Source organism: Bradyrhizobium frederickii, from assembly GCF_004570865.1.
Lineage (GTDB): Bacteria > Pseudomonadota > Alphaproteobacteria > Rhizobiales > Xanthobacteraceae > Bradyrhizobium > Bradyrhizobium frederickii.
The window spans coordinates 410,880-428,442 of record NZ_SPQS01000002.1 but is presented as its reverse complement, the minus strand read 5'-3'; the positions used below and the strand labels follow the sequence as shown (position 1 = coordinate 428,442).

Here is a 17,563-nt window from a genome sequence, read left to right as displayed (position 1 = left end):
TGCGGTGCAGCGCTGGCGCGCTGCGCTTGGTCCGGGACACGGGATGTCACTGCCCGCTCGTCGCCTCCAGGCCGCGGCTGTAGCGCGACATCGCGAAGCAGAACACGAAGTAGATCGCGGCGACGAAGATATAGACCTCGACCGAGAATTGTTGCCACGCCGGATCGATGATCGCGGTCTTCGCCGTCGTCAGCAGGTCGAAGATGCCGATGATGAGGACGAGGCTGGTGTCCTTGAAGAAGGCGATGAAGGTGTTGACCAGCGGCGGTATGACGTGACGGATCGCCTGCGGCAGGATGATCAGCCGGTTCTTGCGCCAGTAGGATAGCCCGAGTGCCTCGGCAGCCTCGTATTGTCCGCGGGGCACCGCCTGCAGGCCGCCGCGGATGACCTCGGCGAGATAGGCGCCCGCGAACAGGATGATCGCGATCTGCGCGCGCAAGAGCTTGTCGATGTTGAAGCCGCTGGGCATGAACAGCGGGAACATCACGCTCGCCATGAACAGCAGGCTCACCAGCGGCACGCCGCGGATCAGCTCGACATAGAGCACGCTCAGCGAGCGGATCGCAGGCAGCTTGGAGCGCCGGCCGAGCGCGACGAGGATGCCGAGCGGAAAGCCGAATGCAAGGCCGAAGGTCGCCAGAATCAGCGTCACCGGCAAACCACCCCAGCGATCCTGCGAGACGAAGGAAAGCCCGAGCACCCCGCCCCACATCAATACGCTGATCAGCACGAGCGCTCCGATCCAGACCAAGACGAGCTCGCGCCGCCACAGAGCGCGGCGGCTCGAGAGATAGAACAGCGCGATGAACAGCAGCACAGACAGCGCCGGCCGCCACTGCTCGTCGAACGGATAGGTCCCGAACAGGATGAAGCGGTACTTTTCCGGAATGATCGCCCAACAGGCGCCGACGCCACGCGCCGCGCGGCAGGCGCTGGAATCGTTCGCAGGCGTCAGCCACACTGCATTCGCGAGACCCCACTGCACGAAGCTGAAGATGCCCTTGGCGAGAAGCGCCAGCAGCACGACCGACAAAATGCCGTTCGGGATCGACGAGAACAAATTGGCGCGCAGCCAGCGCAGCACGGGGTTTCCGATCTGCGGACGGCGTGCGGCGCGCGGTGCCTCCGGAACATCGGCGATCGCCGTCATCGTCAGCGCTCCACCAGTGCGATGCGCGCATTGTACCAGTTCATGAAGAAGCTGATGGAAAGGCTGATCGTCAGGAACACCGCCATGATCAGCGCGATGGCTTCGATCGCCTGGCCGGTCTGGTTCAGCGTGGTGTTGGCGATCGAGACCACGTCCTGGTAGCCGATCGCCACCGCAAGCGAGGAATTCTTGGTCAAGTTGAGATATTGGCTCGTCATCGGCGGCACGATGACACGCAGCGCCTGCGGCAGGATGATCTGCCGCAGCATGAAGCTGCGGCGCAGGCCCAGTGCGTTGGCGGCGTCCCATTGCCCGCGCGGCACGGACTGGATGCCGCTGCGCACGATCTCGGCGATGAAGGCCGAGGTGTAAGTCACGAGCGCGATCAGCAGCGCGAAATATTCCGGAGCGAGCGTCAGCCCGCCGACGAAATTGAAGCCGCGCAGCTCCGGCCGTTCGATTGTCCAGGACACCCCGAGCAGCACCGACACCAGCGCCGGAAGTCCGACGATCAGGGCAAGCGCAAACGGCCAGCCCGGCCGCGGCCTGCCGTCGCGCAACTGCTGGGCGATAAGCTGCCTTCTGACGAGATAGAACGCGGCACATCCGAGCACAGCGGCGCCGAGCACCCACAGCTGCAGCGGGCCAATCGGAATGGCGGGCAGGATCAGGCCGCGATTGGACAGGAACACGCCCTCGATCGGCCGCCACGCCGCGCGCGCGGCCGGCAGCGCCTGCATCAGGACGTACCAGAACAGGAGTTGCAGCAGCAGCGGGATGTCACGGAGCGTTTCGACATAGACGGCGGCAAGTCGTGACAGCAGCCAGTTGGCCGACAAGCGCGAGATGCCGATCAGCGTGCCCAGGACCGTCGCGAGCACGATCCCAATCACGGCGACGCGCAAGGTATTGCCGACGCCCACGACGAAGGCCCAGAGATACGTGTCCTTCGGATTGTACGCGAACAGGCTGTCGGCGATCGGCATGCCGGCCTCGCGGCCGAGGAAGGCAAAGCCGGTCGTGATGCGGCGCGCCGTGAGGTTGGTGACGGTGTTGGACCAGAGGAAGCCGATGACCGCGACCGCGATCCCGACCACCAGCACCTGCCAGAACAGGCCTTGCAGCTCGCGGCGTCCCCATGCGCCGAACAGGCGGCGCGGCGGCGGTCTCCGGGCGTCCGTGGTCACAGCGCAAGAATCCTTCTCGAGAGCGACGATTTCCGGCAGCGCACGTCAAGTGTTGCACCGATATAAAATTCATGCAACAAATGTTTCATGGCCGAGCCCGCGAAATCCTCGCCCCTGAGCGAACTGCGCATTGCATTGCCATCGCTCCCGATGCGGCTGCAGGAGGTCGGACGCTTCGTTGCCGCCAACGACTACGACGCCACCACCCGTTCGATGCGCGACCTCGCGGCGGAAGCCGGCGCCGATCCCGCCGCGTTCACGCGCCTTGCCAAGGCGATAGGCTATTCGGGCTGGGACGAATTGCGCGCGGCGCTGACCGAGGCACGGCGACCATCGCCAACCTCTCCCTTCTCCGGTCGTGCCAGAGGCCGCCGGTCCGGCCCGAACGCCGACGTCGCGCTCGTCACCGACAAGCTCGAGGCCGAGGCCGCCGGTCTTCCGCGGATTCCCGCCCAGCCGATTGCGGAGGCGGCCCGTGCGCTGCACGAGGCCAAGCGGATCTGGATCGCGGGCTACCGGAGTTGCCGCAGCGTTGCGGAATTGCTGAACTATGAACTGCGGTTATTCCGGCCCGAACAGGTGCAAATCATCGGCGCATCCGGCCCCGACGATCTCGATCTCGGCGCCTTCCGGTCCGGCGAGGCCGTCATCGTCATCGGCTTTCTGCCCTATACCCATGCGAGCGTCGGCGTCGCACAGGCCGCATATCGCGGCGGCGCGACACTGATCGCGATCGCGGACAGCCTCTCTGCCCCGATGGCCGAGGGCGCCGACCACGTGCTGCTGTTCGAGGCGGCCTCCTCTCCCGGCTTCTTCCCCAGCCTCACCGGCGCGATCGCGATCGCGCAGGCGCTGGCAGCCGTGACGTTCTCGCTCGGCGGCGTGGCCGCGAAGAAGCGCCTGGAGAACACCGAGGCGCGGCTCGCTGCTGCCTCCATCTACGTTTCAGAGAAAGGTTGACCATGGCCGTCCGCACCAGCCGCGTGCTGCACCGCTCGCTGCGCGAGACGCCGCCCAAGGCGATCGGCGGCGAAGGCGTCTATCTTTTCGCCGAGGACGGGCGGCGCGTGATCGACGCCTCCGGCGGCGCGGCCGTCTCGTGCCTCGGCCATCAGCATCCGCGCGTGATCGCGGCGATGGCGAAACAGGCCTCGACCCTGGCCTATGCGCATACCGCGTTCTTCTCGTCCGAGCCCGCCGAAGCCCTCGCCGAGACGCTGGTCGGGCACGAGCCCGGCGGTCTCGCCTATGCCTATTTCGTCAGCGGCGGATCCGAGGCGATCGAGGCGAGCATCAAGCTCGCGCGGCAATATTTTATCGAGCGCGACGAGCCGCAGCGGCAGCATTTCATCGCGCGGCGTCAGAGCTACCACGGCAACACGCTTGGCGCACTCGCCGCCGGGGGCAATGCCTGGCGGCGTGCGCCTTACGCGCCGCTGCTCTCCGGCGCCTTCAGCCACGTGACACCGGCCTTCGCCTATCACGAGAAGCACGATGGCGAGTCGGACGCGCAGTTCGTGGCACGGTTGGCGGCCGAGCTGGAATCCGAGTTCGAGCGGCTCGGCCCCAACACCGTCGCAGCGTTCCTCGCCGAGCCGGTCGTCGGCGCCACTGCCGGCGCGGTGACGGCACCGGACGGCTACTTCAGGGCGGTGCGCGAGATCTGCGACAGGCACGGTGCGCTGCTCATCCTCGACGAGGTCATGTGCGGCATGGGCCGCACCGGCACTACGCACGCCTGGGAGCAGGAAGGCGTCGCGCCCGACATCCAGGCCATCGCAAAGGGGCTCGGCGGCGGCTACCAGCCAATCGGGGCGATGCTCGCGAGCGGCAAGATCATCGACACGATCCGCTCAGGCTCGGGCGCCTTCCTGCACGGCCATACTTACCTGGCACATCCCCTCGCCTGCGCGGCCGCGCTCGCGGTGCAGGATGTGATCCGCGAGGATCGCCTGCTCGACCGCGTGAGGGAGCGCGGCAAGCAGCTCGAGCAGCGGCTGACCGAGCGCTTCGGCAATCACCGCCATGTCGGCGATATCAGGGGCCGCGGCCTGTTCTGGGCGATCGAGCTGGTCGCCGATCGCGCCAGCCGCGCCTCGTTCGATCCTGCGCTCAAGCTCCATCAGAAGATCAAGGCGGAAGCCTTCGCTGCTGGGCTCGGCTGCTATCCGGGCGGCGGCACCGTGGACGGCGTGCGCGGCGACCACGTGTTGCTGGCGCCGCCCTACATCGCCTCCGCCGACGAGATCGACCTGATCGTCGACAAGCTCGGCTCGGCCGTCGACAACGTGTTGCGTAGTGTCAATCACTGAGGGGAGTAGCATGATGAGGAAAGTGGTTATCGCGGCGAGTGTGCTCGCCGTATCGACAATTGTCGCATCCGCCGCGACGCTCGACACGGTGAAGAGCCGCGGCACGCTGGTGTGCGGCGTCAGCGCCGGCTTTGCCGGCTTCTCCGCGCCGGACTCGCAAGGCAATTACAAGGGTCTCGACGTCGATTATTGCCGCGCGCTCGCGGCCGGCGTGCTCGGCGACGCCAGCAAGGTCCGCTACGTTTCCTTGACCGCGCAGAACCGCTTCACCGCCCTGCAATCGGGCGAGATCGACGTGCTCTACCGCAACTCGACACAAACTTATTTGCGCGGTGTGACGCTGGGCCTGCGGCAGGGCCCGATCAACTTCTACGACGGCCAGGGCTTTGTCGTGAAGAAGGATCTGGGCGTCAAGGACATCAAGGACCTCAAGGGCGCCACGGTCTGCGTGGCTCAGGGCACCACGCACGAAGTCACGCTCGGCGATTACGGCCGCGCCAACGGCATCGACTGGAAGCCACTGGTGTTCGACCGCGTCGACACCATGTACCAGACCTTCTTCGGCGGCCGCTGCGATGCGATGACCCAGGATGCCTCCGCGCTCGCCGGCGCGGTGACCACCGCGGCGCCCAACCCCGCCGATTACGTCGTGCTGCCGCAGACCATCAGCAAGGAGCCGCTCGGCCCCTTCACCCGCAACGGCGACGAGGTCTGGAGCGACATCATCACCTGGCTGCATTACGGCCTGATCGAGGCCGAAGAGCTCGGCGTCACCCAAGCCAATGTCGACGAGATGACGAAATCGCAGACGCCTGCGATCCAGCGCCTGCTTGGCGCCTCCGGCGATCTCGGCTCGCGGCTCGGGCTCGACAACAAATGGCTGGTCACCGCCATCAAGGCCACCGGCAATTACGGCGAGATCTACGAGCGCAATGTCGGCAAGACCAGCCCCCTCAAGCTCGATCGCGGCCTCAACGGCCCCTGGAGCAAGGGCGGCTTGATGTACGCGCTGCCGTTCAAGTAGACGTCTCCTGTGTCCCGGACGCGCTGCAGCGTGCCACGCTGCTGCGCAGAGCCGGGACCGAGCTGCCACAATGGGCCCCGGCTCAGCAGCGCATCACTTCGTGCTGCGCTGCGTCCGGGGCACGGGAACCAGATAGTCACGCTCCATGACGACGCCCCCTCGCATCGCCCTGATCCACGCCCTCAAGCACTCCATCGCCCCGATCGAGGCCGCGTTCGCGAAGGCGTGGCCGGCGGCGCGGCTGATGAACCTGCTCGACGACAGCTTGTCGGCGGATCTGGCCCGTGACGGCAAGCTCGACGACGCCATGACCGAGCGTTTCCTGGCACTCGGCGATTATGCGGCGGCGACCGGCGCGAACGGGATCCTGTTCACCTGCTCGGCCTTCGGCCCCTGCATCGAGGCGGTCGCGCGCGCGCAGGCGCCGATGCCGGTGCTCAAGCCGAACGAAGCGATGATCGAGCGCGCGGTGACGATGGGCGGGCGCATCGGCCTGCTCTCCACCTTTCCGCCGACGCTGGCCTCGATGCCGCCGGAGTTTCCGGCCTCGGTTCAGGTCGTTCCGAAACTTGCCGAGGGCGCGCTGGCGGCGCTCGACCGCGGCGACCGCGCCACGCACGACCGCCTGATCGTCGAAGCGTCAAAGGACCTGCGCGATTGCGACGTCATCGCGCTGGCGCAGTTCAGCATCGCATCGACGGCACCGCTGGTCGCAGAAGCCACCGGCCGTCCCGTCGTCACCACGCCTGACAGTGCCGTCGACAAACTGATGATGCTGCTGGGAGCGAAGGCCTAAAGCATGATCCGGAAAAGTGCGCAGCGGTTTTCCGAAAAGATCATGCTTAAACAACAACCTAAAGCGCGATGACGATTCATCCTAATCGCATCGCGCTTTAGGCGCTCATCGCTTTTCGACGCCGCGCGGCCCTGATCGCGAGCGCGAGCGCGGCCTTCGTCTCGTTGACGAAATCCTCGACCAGCTCCTCGCGCGTGGCATGGGCCGCCTCGCCGGTGAACAGGCCCTGCTCGGCCAGCATCACGACGCCGTGCAGCGCCGCCCAGATCTTGAGCGCTTGCCGCTCGCGCAAATAGCCGACGGCAGGCGCTTCCAGCGCCTCGATCACGAGCGCGAACGTCTCGCGCGTGGCCTCGTGCAGCTCGCTGCCCTTGGCCGCGCATGAGACGGTGCGCGAGGCGAACATCAGGCGGTAGATGCCGTTGCGGCGCAGGCCGAAATCCAGGGTCGCCTGTGCCAGAAGCGACAACTTCGATTGCTTCGACGGCTTGGCCATCGCCTCGCGAAGGATCGCGCTGAGCTGCCGGAACGCCTCCGCCGTCACCGCCGCAAGCAGCGCCTCGCGATCGGCAAAGTGACGATACGGCGCCGGCTGAGAGACGCCAAGCTGCTTGGCCAACGCCTTGATGCTGATCGCCTCGGCGCCGCCCCGCTCCGCCTCGCGTAGCGCGGCCTTGATCAAAGCATCGCGAAGATCGCCATGATGGTAGGTGTTTTCGGGCTTGCGGGCGAGTTGGGGGCGCATGTTGTGGCCAAGCCTACAAGTTTGCCCTTGACAGGGAAAGCCTGCCGCGAATGTAATAGCATATAACTTAAAGCCCGCGGTAAATGCCGCGGACAAAAAATGACATGAGGAACGCGCCGCCCTGCGGGCCACGCGCGCATACGACCAAGGATGCCGCCATGACAGAGCGACTGAGGGTTCACGTCGATCCCGACAAATGCCAGGGCCACGCACGCTGCAAAGCACTCGCGCCGGAGCTCTTCGAGCTCGACGAATTTGGCAACGCGCACGAAGCCGGCGACGGCACGGTCCCACCCGGGCTCGAAGACAAGGCCTGGCTTGCCAAAGCCAATTGCCCGGAAATCGCAATCGATGTGATCGAGGAGTAGCGCAGGCTCCCTGTGTGCCCGAGCGCGATTCGACCGCCAGCCCGAGGATTCCCCGTCATGTCCGACGTCAGCCAACCTGTCGCCCATCCTCCCGTCACCGACTGGGTCAACGATTTCGACCACACCGATCCGCAGTGGACGGAAGACCCGTTCCCGATCTGGGAGGAGATGCGCACCGCAAGCCCGGTCGTGCACACGAAGCGCTTTCTCGGCTGCTACATGCCGACGACCTATGAAGCCGTGCGCGAGATCGCCAACGACACCGAGCATTTCTCCTCGCGCCGCATCATCGTGCGCGACGTCCGGCCCGAAGTCGCCAGGAATGCAGCTCCGCCGATCACCTCCGACCCGCCCGTGCACAAGCCGGCCAAGCAGCTGCTGCTGCCGCCGTTCACGCCGGACGCGATGAAGAAGCTCGAACCGCGGATGCGCGCGATCTGCAATGAGCTGATCGACGGGTTCATCGCCGACGGCAAGGTCGATGCCGCCGCGCGCTACAGCAAGTACGTTCCGGTTCGGGCGATTGCGCACATGCTGGGCATCCCCGAGAGCGACAGCGACCTCTTCATCAACTGGATCCACATGGTGCTCGAGCTCGGCATCAAGGACGAGAGCAAGCTGCTCCAGGCCGTGCAGGAGATGAGCGCCTATTTCGGCGCGCACATCGAGCAGCGCAAGACCAACCCGACCGACGATCTCATCTCCTACCTGATGAACGCCAGGGACAAGGAGGGCAACCCGCTCGAAGACTCCCACGTCCTTGGCTCGCTGCGCCTGCTGCTGATCGCCGGCATCGACACCACCTGGAGCGCGATCGGCTCCTCGCTCTGGCATCTGGCGAAGACGCCGGCCGACCGCGAGCGGCTGATCGCCGAGCCGGGCCTGATGCCGATCGCGGTGGAGGAGCTGCTACGCGCCTATTCGCCGGTGACGATGGCCCGCGAGGTGGTCAAGGACACGACCATCTCGGGCTGTCCGGTCAAGGCGGGCAACATGGTGCTGTTGTCCTTCCCGGCCGCCAATCGTGATCCCACGGTGTTTCCGGATGCCGACAAAGTCGTGATCGACCGCCGCGAAAACCGCCATGCCGCCTTCGGCCTCGGCATCCACCGCTGCGTCGGTTCCAACCTGGCGCGTATGGAGATGCAGGTTGCGCTGGAGGAATGGCTGAAGCGCATTCCGGACTTCCGGCTCGATCCGGCAGGCACGGTGACCTGGTCGCAAGGCACGGTGCGAGGCCCCCGCCAGTTGCCATTTCTGCTGGGAAAGGCGATGTAAGCCTTTCCAGACAGCGGAGAGGCCGGACGTGACAGAGCAAGCAACCCAACCGGTCTCCGAGCATTTTGACCCTGCCGATGCCAAGCGGCGGATCAAGGCATCGGCACGAGTTGGCCATGGCTGACGACAACGAGCCGCCCGACAGCAAGCTGACCCGCACCAAGGAGAAGTGGGCGCGCGAGGGCCGCTTCCTGACCGGCAAGATCGCGCGGCCGGAAGACCAGCGCCTGCCGCCGGGCCAGCATCTCACCAAGGATTGGCCGGTGCTCGATCTCGGCGTCACGCCGCCAATTTCGCGCGAGCGCTGGCGGCTCGACGTCTATGGTGCGATCGAGACTCCGGTGTTCTGGACCTTTGCGGAGTTCGCGGCCCAGAAGCAGGCCCGGTTCACCTCCGACATCCATTGCGTCACCACCTGGTCGCGCTACGACAACGAGTGGGAAGGGCTCGCCACGCGAGAGTTGCTCGCGGCCTGCCAGCCGCGCGAGGATGCACGCTTCGTGACGCTGCATTCCTATGACGGCTACACCACCAACCTCGCGCTGGAGGACTTTGCCGCCGAGGATGCCCTGCTCGCCCATAGCTGGTCCGGCCAGCCGCTGACGGAGGAGCATGGCGGCCCGGTGCGGCTGGTCGTGCCGCATCTGTATTTCTGGAAAAGCGCGAAATGGCTCCAGGCCATCGAATTCCTGACCGAGGACGCGCCGGGCTTCTGGGAGGTCCGGGGCTATCATAACCGCGGCGATCCCTGGGCCGAGCAGCGCTATTCGGACGATTAGAGTTCAGATTGGAACGAGGGAAGCCATGCCGACGGAGCGCTTTCAATTCACGGGCGAAGGCGGCCATCAGCTTGCGGCCGCGCTGGAATTGCCGGACGGCGAGCCCGCGGCCTACGCGCTGTTCGCACACTGCTTCACCTGCGGCAAGGATACGCTGGCGGCCAAGCGCATCTCGGTCGCGCTCGCCGCCAAGGGCATCGCGGTGCTGCGCTTCGACTTCACCGGGCTCGGCTCCAGCGAAGGCGATTTCGCCAATTCGACGTTCTCCTCCAACGTCGCCGATCTCGTCCGCGCCGCCGACCATCTGCGCAGCGTCCGCAAGGCGCCGTCGGTCCTGATCGGCCACAGCCTCGGCGGCGCCGCGATCCTTGCGGCCGCCGGACAGATCCCGGAAGCCAGGGCCGTCGCGGCCATCGCGGCCCCATCCGACCCGGCGCACGTAACCGGCCTCTTCAAGGCGCTTGTCGACGATATCCGCGCGCAGGGCGAGGTCGAGGTCTCGCTTGCGGGACGTCCGTTCCGGATCAGGCGCGAATTCCTCGAGGACATCGCCGAGCACGAGCTGATGAGCGATATCACCGGCCTGCACAAGGCGCTGCTGGTGATGCACTCGCCTGTCGACGACACCGTCGGTATCGACAACGCGACGAAGATCTTCGTTGCGGCGAAGCACCCCAAGAGCTTCGTCTCGCTCGATCACGCCGATCATCTGCTGAGCAAGCCCGCCGACGCGCTCTACGCGGCCGACGTGATCGCGGCCTGGGCGGGCCGCTACATCGACACCGCAAAGCCCGCGAAGGCGGTGGATCTGCCCGAGGCGCCGCGGCAGGTCGTGGTGCAGGAGACCCGCAAGAGCAAGTTCAACCAGATCATCACCGTCGGCCCGCATCGGCTTGTGGCGGACGAGCCGGTCGCGGCCGGCGGCGAGGACGCCGGCCCCGGGCCCTACGACTTCCTGCTTGCCGGCCTCGGGGCCTGCACGTCCATGACCATGCGCCTCTATGCCGACCGCAAGTCGCTGCCACTCGACCGCGTGACCGTCACGCTGAAGCATTCCAAGATCTACGCAAAAGACTGTGAAGAATGCGAGACCCGCGAGGGCATGCTCGACCAGATCGAACGCGACATCACAATCGACGGCGCGCTCGATGCCGAGCAACGCAAGAAGCTGATGGAGATCGCGGACAAGTGCCCGGTGCACCGGACACTGACGTCGGAGATCCGCATCGTGACGAAGGCGGTGGATTAGCTCAAGCGGCCGGCGCGCCCGCTTCGGCGCTCTGGGCCGGCTGAACCCGCAGCGCTCCGCGCAAGCCCGCCGTCGTGCCGAGCAGGATGCCGGCGAGCGCGACGAACGAACCCAGCGCGAGCGTGGACACGCCGGTGAGCCCCTGCCCGATCGAGCAGCCGAACGCCATCACGCCGCCGATCCCCATCAGTGCGGCGCCGCTGCCCGAGCGCAGCATGTGGCGCGGCGAGGAATAGCCTTCGAGCTTGAAGCGGCGAGTTGCGAGCGCCGTCGCCAGGCTGCCGGCGAAGACGCCGGCGACCGTGGCGATGCCGAAGTTCAGCGTCAGGCCGGTCGAGAGCATGGCGTATTGCAGGCTATCGGCGATCGGTGCGATGAATGTCAGGGAGGTCACCGGGATCGGATTGAAGTCGTCGGCGCCGAGATGGCCGGTGACGTACCAGCCGCCGGCGACGAGGACGCCGACGATGATCCCCGCTGCGATCTGGCCGGGCGAGCGGCGGAACCCAGGGTGCGCGAAAGCGAACAGGATCAATGCGAGCACGATCAGCACGGCGGCAAGCGCGCGCGAAAGCGCTTCCGTCAAACCGAGCGTCGCCAGCAAGGACGGCAGCGAGTTCGGGTTGACGGTCGTTTGCGAGGCCTGAACCAGCGCGATGCGCGCCGGCGCGATCAGGCCCTTGAGGGTCATCTGGGCGGCGATGGCGAGCACGATCACGACGACGAACGAGCGGAGATTGCCGCGGCCGAGCAGCACCAGCGCGCGCGAGCCGCAGCCGTTCGACAGCACCATGCCGTAACCGAACAGCAGGCCGCCGAGGAACAGCACCGGCGCCGAGAACGATGGTTGCAGGTAGATCGTCTTGCCGAGATCGACCATGCCGCTGCCGGCGAGGAATTGGCTCGCGGCGATTGCCACCGCGATCGCCAGTGCATAGGTCCGCACCAGCCGTCCGTCTCCCTCGGCGAGCCAGCCGCGCATGCTGCTCATCAGGCAGAAGCCGCTGAGCAGACCCACGGCGCCGTAGACGAGACCGATGCCGAGGCCGGCGAGGATGACGAGGGCGGACGATTCCATGATTACGGCTTCAGGATCACCCGGTCGCGCGAAGCGCCGGCGACCGCGACATAGGCTTCCTTGGCGCGCTCGAGCGGATAGACGGCATTCGCCTTGATCGGAAACGGTTTGAGGTGGCCGCTCGCAAAGCCCGGGCCGAGGTCGCGCAGCACCGCGCCGGTTGCCGCCGAGGACAGGCCGAGCGTGTCGATGCCGACATAGGTGTGCTGGCCGCGATAGAATTCGAGGATGTTGAACTGCACGATGCGCTCGATCGCGGCGATCAGGATCTGGCGACCGCGCAAGGCGAGCGACTTGTGCGCTGCCTCGAAATAGGGATCGCCCACCGTGTTGAAGACGATGTCGGCGCCCTTGCCGCCGGTGAATTCGCGCACGCGCGCGGCAACGTCGGTCGCGGAGGCATCGATCACCTCGATCGGCGCATTGGCGTGGCCTTCATAGGCCTCCGCCTTGCGAACCACGCCGATGACGCTTGCACCCTGCCACGTCGCGATCTGCACCGCGGCCTGGCCGACCTTGCCGTTGACGCCGAACACCAGCACGGTATCGCCCTTCTTCGGCAAGCCCGCACGGCGAAAGCCTTCCATCGCGGTGACGAAGGGAACGCCGATGCCGGCAGCCTCCTCCCACGACACCATCTTTGGCTTCTCCACCACGGCATCGGCCTCGACGACGAGATGGCTGGCATGGGTGCCGTCGCGGCGGATGCCGAGGTCGCCGGAGGAGCCGAACACCTCGCGGCCGACCGTGCCGGCCGGCCCCTCGATGACGATGCCGGCATAATCGCGGCCCGGCGTGCGCGGGAATACCGCATAGGGCATCAGCCCGGTCGCGGCCTTCACGTCGGAGGGATTGACGGCGGCAGCCTTCACCTCGATCAGGAGATCGTTCGGACCGCGCGTCAGCGTGTGACGCTCGACCATCGGCGCAAGCGCGGCGGCGTTTTCAGCCTTGGCATTGAGGCGCACGCAGCGCGCTTCGACGGATTTGGCATCCAGTGACGACATGAAAAGACCCGCGATTTCTCGCGGGCCTTGTCGCCTTTGGGACCGGGCGAGTCAACCGCCTCCCCTCATCCTGAAGAGCCTGCGAAGCAGGCGTCTCGAAGGATGAAGGCCCGCAGCGCGAGCCGGGCCTGCATGGCTCGAGACGGCGCATACGCGCCTGCTCACCGAGGGGCGAGACCTAGTCTTTGGGCCGCTTGTCGTAGAGCCGCTTGGCCTTGCCGAGCGAGCGTTCCAGCGTGGCCGGCGCGACCACCTTCACCTTCGAGCTGATCCCGATCGTGTTCTTGATGTGGGTCGAGATGCGGTCGGCGTGGTCGACGAGGCCCCGGCCGTCCCAGCTCTCCGGCCGCGCCTCCGCGATGATGGTCAGCTCGTCCATGCGGCCTTCGCGGGTCAGCTCCAGAATGAAGTGGCCGCCGCACCAATCGGTCGCGAGCAGCACCTCCTCGATCTGGGTCGGGAACAAATTGACGCCGCGCAGGATGATCATGTCGTCGGAGCGCCCGGTCACCTTCTCCATGCGGCGCATGCCGGGGCGTGCCGTGCCAGGAAGAAGCCGCGTCAGGTCGCGGGTGCGATAGCGGATCACCGGGAACGCTTCCTTGGTGAGCGAGGTGAAGACCAGCTCGCCCTTCTCGCCGTCGGGCAGCACCGCGCCGGTCTCGGGGTCGATCACCTCGGGGTAGAAATGATCCTCCCAGATGTGCAGGCCGTCCTTGGTCTCGATGCATTCCTGCGCGACGCCGGGGCCTATCACCTCGGACAGGCCATAGATGTCGGTCGCGTCCATGTCGAAGGCGTCCTCGATCTCGCCGCGCATGGCGTTGGTCCAGGGCTCGGCGCCGAAGATGCCAACCTTGAGCGAGCATTGGCGCGGATCGAGCTTCTGGCGCTTGAACTCGTCGAGGATCGCCAGCATGTAGCTCGGCGTCACCGTAATAATGTCGGGCCGGAAATCGTTGATGAGCTGCACCTGCCGCTCGGTCATGCCGCCGGAGATCGGCACCACGGTGCAGCCGAGCTTCTCGGCGCCGTAGTGCACCCCTAACCCACCGGTGAAGAGGCCATAGCCATAGGCGTTGTGGATGATCATGCCGGTGCGGCCGCCGGCGGCGCGGATCGAACGCGCCATCACCTCGGACCAGGTGTCGATATCGGCTTGCGTATAACCAACCACGATCGGCTTGCCCGTCGTGCCGGAGGAAGCATGCACACGCACCAGCTTCTCGCGCGGCACGGCAAACATGTTGAACGGATAATTGTCGCGCAGATCGGTCTTTACCGTGAACGGAAATTTAGCGAGATCGGATAGCTCCCGGAAATCGGACGGGTGCACGCCGGCCTTGTCGAAGGCCTTGCGATAATGCGCGACGTTGTCGTAGGCATGCTTCAGCGACCAGGCCAGCCGCTGCGTCTGCAGCGCCATGATCTCGTCGCGCGAGGCACGCTCATGCGCGTCCATCTCGGGGCTATAGGCGTTGCCGCCTTGCTTGAGCCTCGTCAGGTTCATCTTCGTTTCCCCACATCATCGGTTTTCTTTTTTATTGTCTTATTGGGCTTACGGTTCCTGGGTCGGCAGCCAGGTTCCGGGAATGACGCGTGAATGTCCGCGGAATTCCGCAATAACGGAGTCGCCGACAGTGACGCGCACGTCATAGATGCCGGAGCGCCCGCTGCGCGTGATCTCGCGCGCCTTCGCGACGAGGCGATCCCCGAGCCGGCCCGGCTTGATGAAGGTGATCTGTCCCTGCGCGGCAACGACGCGGTCATTGTGCGAATTGCAGGCAAAGGCGAAGGCGGAATCGGCGAGCGTGAAGATGAAGCCGCCATGGGCGATGCGCTGGCCGTTGACCATGTCCGGCCGCACCGTCATCGCGAGCGTCGCAAAGCCCGGACCGATCTCGACGATCTCCATGCCGAGGCCCTTGGAGGCGTCGTCCTCCGCCCACATCGCGTCGGCGCAGGCGCGGGCAACATCGTCAGGCGACAAAGCGGCTTTGAGGTTCACGCGCCTCTCCCGGTCAAATGCTTGCACATGATGTTCTGCTGGTTGGCCAAAACTGTCAAATAATGCGACGCATTTGCATCGCCGGCGTCTGATGCGCCCGCTCAGACATGGTCATAATCGACCACGACGCGCTCCGACGACGGCTTGGCCTGGCAGGTCAGGACAAAGCCCGCCTTGAGCTCCCACGGCTCCAGCGAATAGTTGATGTCCATCGGTGCCTCGCCCTCGACCAGCTTGGCGCGGCAGGTCGAGCACATGCCGCCCTTGCAGGCAAAGGGCAGATCGACGCCGGCGCGCAACGCGGCATCGAGGATCGCCTCGTCCTCGGCCACCGGCACCTCGCGGCGCTTGCCGTCGATGATCAGCGAGGCGATCGCCTTCGGCGGCGCGTCGGGAGCAACCTCCTTCTTCGGCCGCGGCTTGCCGCCGAATTCGGAAACGAAGCGCTCGACGTGGATGCGGTCCTGCACGATGCCGAGCGCGCGGCAGGTGGCCTCGATGTCCTCGCTCATGCCAAGGGGCCCGCAGATATAGACATGATCGACGCTTGCGGCCGGCACCAGCGAGCGCAGCAACACCCTCACCTTGTCGCCGTCGAGGCGGCCATGCAGGATCGGGATGTCCTGCTCCTCGCCGGAGATGACATGGAACAGCGAGAGCCGATCGATGAAGCGGTCCTTGAGCTCCTCGAGCGCTTCGAGGAACATGATGTTGTCGGTGGTGCGGTTGCCGTAGAACAGGAAGAAGCGGCTGTCCGGCTCGCGCGCGAGCACGCCCTTCACGATCGACAGGATCGGGGTGATGCCGGAGCCTGCGGCGAAGCCGACATGAATGCGCGCCTGGTCTGCCGGGGGGACCACGCCGAAGCGGCCGGTCGGCGTCATCACGTCGAGCTCGTCGCCGCATTTGAGATCCTCGGCTGCCCAGCTCGAAAACGCGCCGCCGTCGACCTTCTTCACGGCGATGCGGATCTCGCCGTCGTCAGGGCCGGAACAGATCGAATAGGAGCGGCGCACCTCCTCTCCGTCCAGCGTGGTGCGGAGCGTGAGGTACTGGCCGGGCGTGAAGGCGTAATCGCGAGCGAGCTCGCCGGGAATGGCGAAGGTCATCGAAACGGCGTCGGACGCCTCGCGGCGGAGGTCGCTGACGGCCAGGCGATGGAAGCGTGGTGCGGCTGCTGACATGATCAATGACACTTGAAATAGTCAAAAGGTTCGCGGCAGGACTTGCAGCGCCACAGCGCCTTGCAGGAGGTCGAGCCGAATTCGGAGAGCAGCTCGGTGTTCTCAGAGCCGCATTGCGGGCAGGCCACAGCCTGCGCGCCGAACAGCGCGCGGCGCGAGCTCGACGCTTGTGGCGGCGCGATGCCGTAGGCTCGCAGCTTCTGGCGCCCGTCCTCGCTCATCCAGTCGGTGGTCCACGCCGGCGACAGCACGGTTCGCACCTTCGGATGACGGAAACCGGCGCGCTCCAGCGCCAGCTCGATCTCCAGCGCGATAATGTTCATCGCCGGACAACCCGAGTAAGTCGGGGTGATTTTGACTTCGACCTGGTCGCCGTCGAGAACGACCTCACGGAGCACGCCGAGATCGGCGATGGTCAAGACCGGAATCTCCGGGTCGACCACGCTCGCCGCCGCGGCCCAGGCGCGCGTGCGCAGCTCGCTATCGCGCTCCAGCACGCTCACCATGTCAGCCCCGGGAAGGTGCGCTGCATCGATTGCAGTTCGGAGAGGAGATGGCCGAGATGTTCGCTGTGCCGACCCGTACGGCCGCCCTGCTGCATCCAGTTGTTCTGCGGCAGGACGAGCGTGGCTTCGCTGACGACATCGGAGATCGTCTGCAGCCAGCGACCGCGCAATAGCCCGGGATCGATGGCGATACCGGCATTGATCAGGGCGCGCTCGCCTTCGTCCACATCAAACATCTCGCCCGTGAAAGCCCAGAGGTGATCGATTGCGGCTTGCGCGCGGGCGTGGCTCTCATCGGTGCCGTCGCCGAGCCGGATGAGCCATTCCGAGGCGTGGCGCAGATGGTAGGCGCTCTCCTTCTCCGATTTGGCGGCAATCGCAGCCAACGTCGCATCGCGCGAGGTCATCATCGCGCGCCAATAGAGGTCGGCGAACGCGGAATAGAAGAACTGCCGCACCAAGGTCTGGGCGAAATCGCCGTTGGGCTGCTCGACCAGCAGCAGATTGCGGTACTGCCTGACGTCACGCAAGTAAGCGAGCTTGTCCTCGTCGTTGTCCTTGCCTTCGACCTTGGCGGCGTAGCTGTAGAGCTCGCGCGCCTGACCGATCAGGTCGAGCGCGATGTTGGAGAGCGCCATGTCCTCTTCCAGCATCGGCGCATGTCCGCACCATTCCGACAGCCGGTGGCCGAGGATCAGCGCATCGTCGGCGCGGCGCAGCGTGTAGAGCACCAGCGGCGTTTCTGAAACCTGGATGTTGGCGACGGGCATCTGTCCTATCCATCTTGCCACTTGTTCCGACCTCATCCTGAGGAGGCGCGCAACGCCGTCTCGAAGGATGGCCGCAGTTCACGGCCCTTCATGGTTCGAGACGCGCTTCGCGCTCCTCA

At 65.9% G+C, this 17,563-nt stretch carries 18 protein-coding genes; 8 read left to right on the top strand and 10 right to left on the bottom strand.

Translation table 11 applies throughout. The annotated features are described in order from the left end of the window. Window positions 1-46: 46 nt before the first annotated feature. Together E4K64_RS04765 and E4K64_RS04760 are read right to left on the bottom strand one after the other, a co-directional pair. Window positions 47-1,153 carry an amino acid ABC transporter permease gene (locus E4K64_RS04765; RefSeq protein ID WP_135162398.1) on the bottom strand — a complete coding sequence of 369 codons (1,107 nt, stop codon included), beginning with the start codon at window positions 1,151-1,153 and terminating at the stop codon, window positions 47-49. A 2-nt stretch (window positions 1,154-1,155) separates the two neighbouring features. Then, window positions 1,156-2,340 carry an amino acid ABC transporter permease gene (locus E4K64_RS04760; protein WP_135162397.1) on the bottom strand — a complete coding sequence of 395 codons (1,185 nt, stop codon included), beginning with the start codon at window positions 2,338-2,340 and terminating at the stop codon, window positions 1,156-1,158. A gap of 87 nt (window positions 2,341-2,427) precedes the next feature. Between E4K64_RS04760 and E4K64_RS04755 the strand changes: the two genes are divergently transcribed. The 4 genes from E4K64_RS04755 to E4K64_RS04740 all read left to right on the top strand — a co-directional run bounded on the left by E4K64_RS04755 (window position 2,428) and on the right by E4K64_RS04740 (window position 6,472). After that, the gene (locus tag E4K64_RS04755; protein WP_135162396.1) at window positions 2,428-3,300 is read left to right on the top strand and encodes a MurR/RpiR family transcriptional regulator; all 873 of its coding nucleotides are present in this window, start codon (window positions 2,428-2,430) and stop codon (window positions 3,298-3,300) included. Between the two features lie 2 nt (window positions 3,301-3,302). Then, entirely contained in the window at window positions 3,303-4,652 is a 1,350-nt protein-coding gene (locus tag E4K64_RS04750) for an aspartate aminotransferase family protein (RefSeq protein WP_135162395.1), read from the top strand. Window positions 4,653-4,662: 10 nt separating this feature from the next. Then, on the top strand, window positions 4,663-5,676 hold the full coding sequence (locus tag E4K64_RS04745; protein ID WP_135162394.1) for an amino acid ABC transporter substrate-binding protein: 1,014 nt from the start codon (window positions 4,663-4,665) through the stop codon (window positions 5,674-5,676). 145 nt (window positions 5,677-5,821) lie between these two features. Further along, entirely contained in the window at window positions 5,822-6,472 is a 651-nt protein-coding gene (locus E4K64_RS04740; protein WP_135162393.1) for an aspartate/glutamate racemase family protein, read from the top strand. Between the two features lie 97 nt (window positions 6,473-6,569). On the opposite strand, the gene E4K64_RS04735 is transcribed toward E4K64_RS04740, so the two are convergent. Continuing rightward, window positions 6,570-7,217, bottom strand: coding sequence for a TetR/AcrR family transcriptional regulator (locus E4K64_RS04735; RefSeq protein WP_135162392.1), 648 nt, complete (start codon window positions 7,215-7,217; stop codon window positions 6,570-6,572). A 158-nt stretch (window positions 7,218-7,375) separates the two neighbouring features. Here E4K64_RS04735 and E4K64_RS04730 point away from each other — a divergent pair, with 158 nt between their 5' ends. From E4K64_RS04730 to E4K64_RS04715, 4 genes are all read left to right on the top strand, one after another. Then, window positions 7,376-7,585 (top strand): ferredoxin, encoded by a 210-nt coding sequence (locus E4K64_RS04730; RefSeq protein WP_028135239.1) that lies wholly within the window; start codon window positions 7,376-7,378, stop codon window positions 7,583-7,585. Between the two features lie 57 nt (window positions 7,586-7,642). Continuing rightward, window positions 7,643-8,863 (top strand): cytochrome P450, encoded by a 1,221-nt coding sequence (locus E4K64_RS04725; protein ID WP_135162391.1) that lies wholly within the window; start codon window positions 7,643-7,645, stop codon window positions 8,861-8,863. Between the two features lie 116 nt (window positions 8,864-8,979). Then, window positions 8,980-9,642 carry a sulfite oxidase-like oxidoreductase gene (locus E4K64_RS04720; RefSeq protein ID WP_126256444.1) on the top strand — a complete coding sequence of 221 codons (663 nt, stop codon included), beginning with the start codon at window positions 8,980-8,982 and terminating at the stop codon, window positions 9,640-9,642. A 25-nt stretch (window positions 9,643-9,667) separates the two neighbouring features. After that, complete coding sequence (locus tag E4K64_RS04715) at window positions 9,668-10,891, top strand: bifunctional alpha/beta hydrolase/OsmC family protein (RefSeq protein WP_135162390.1); 1,224 nt, start codon at window positions 9,668-9,670, stop codon at window positions 10,889-10,891. 1 nt (window position 10,892) lies between these two features. On the opposite strand, the gene E4K64_RS04710 is transcribed toward E4K64_RS04715, so the two are convergent. The 7 genes from E4K64_RS04710 to paaC all read right to left on the bottom strand — a co-directional run bounded on the left by E4K64_RS04710 (window position 10,893) and on the right by paaC (window position 17,444). Beyond that, window positions 10,893-11,969 (bottom strand): YeeE/YedE family protein, encoded by a 1,077-nt coding sequence (locus E4K64_RS04710; RefSeq protein WP_135162389.1) that lies wholly within the window; start codon window positions 11,967-11,969, stop codon window positions 10,893-10,895. A gap of 2 nt (window positions 11,970-11,971) precedes the next feature. After that, window positions 11,972-12,976, bottom strand: a complete 1,005-nt coding sequence (locus E4K64_RS04705; RefSeq protein ID WP_135162388.1) for a quinone oxidoreductase family protein — start codon at window positions 12,974-12,976, stop codon at window positions 11,972-11,974. A 178-nt stretch (window positions 12,977-13,154) separates the two neighbouring features. Then, the gene (paaK, locus tag E4K64_RS04700; RefSeq protein ID WP_126256448.1) at window positions 13,155-14,486 is read right to left on the bottom strand and encodes a phenylacetate--CoA ligase PaaK; all 1,332 of its coding nucleotides are present in this window, start codon (window positions 14,484-14,486) and stop codon (window positions 13,155-13,157) included. Window positions 14,487-14,534: 48 nt separating this feature from the next. Further along, window positions 14,535-14,984, bottom strand: a complete 450-nt coding sequence (gene paaI, locus E4K64_RS04695; protein WP_167771805.1) for a hydroxyphenylacetyl-CoA thioesterase PaaI — start codon at window positions 14,982-14,984, stop codon at window positions 14,535-14,537. A 101-nt stretch (window positions 14,985-15,085) separates the two neighbouring features. Continuing rightward, window positions 15,086-16,168: a 1,2-phenylacetyl-CoA epoxidase subunit PaaE gene (gene paaE / locus E4K64_RS04690; protein ID WP_135162386.1), complete on the bottom strand. Its 1,083-nt coding sequence runs from the start codon at window positions 16,166-16,168 to the stop codon at window positions 15,086-15,088. A gap of 2 nt (window positions 16,169-16,170) precedes the next feature. Beyond that, window positions 16,171-16,674, bottom strand: coding sequence for a 1,2-phenylacetyl-CoA epoxidase subunit PaaD (gene paaD, locus E4K64_RS04685; RefSeq protein WP_135162385.1), 504 nt, complete (start codon window positions 16,672-16,674; stop codon window positions 16,171-16,173). Then, window positions 16,668-17,444 (bottom strand): 1,2-phenylacetyl-CoA epoxidase subunit PaaC, encoded by a 777-nt coding sequence (gene paaC, locus E4K64_RS04680; protein WP_135162384.1) that lies wholly within the window; start codon window positions 17,442-17,444, stop codon window positions 16,668-16,670. The genes paaD and paaC overlap by 7 nt, the downstream gene beginning before the upstream one ends. Window positions 17,445-17,563: the final 119 nt, after the last annotated feature.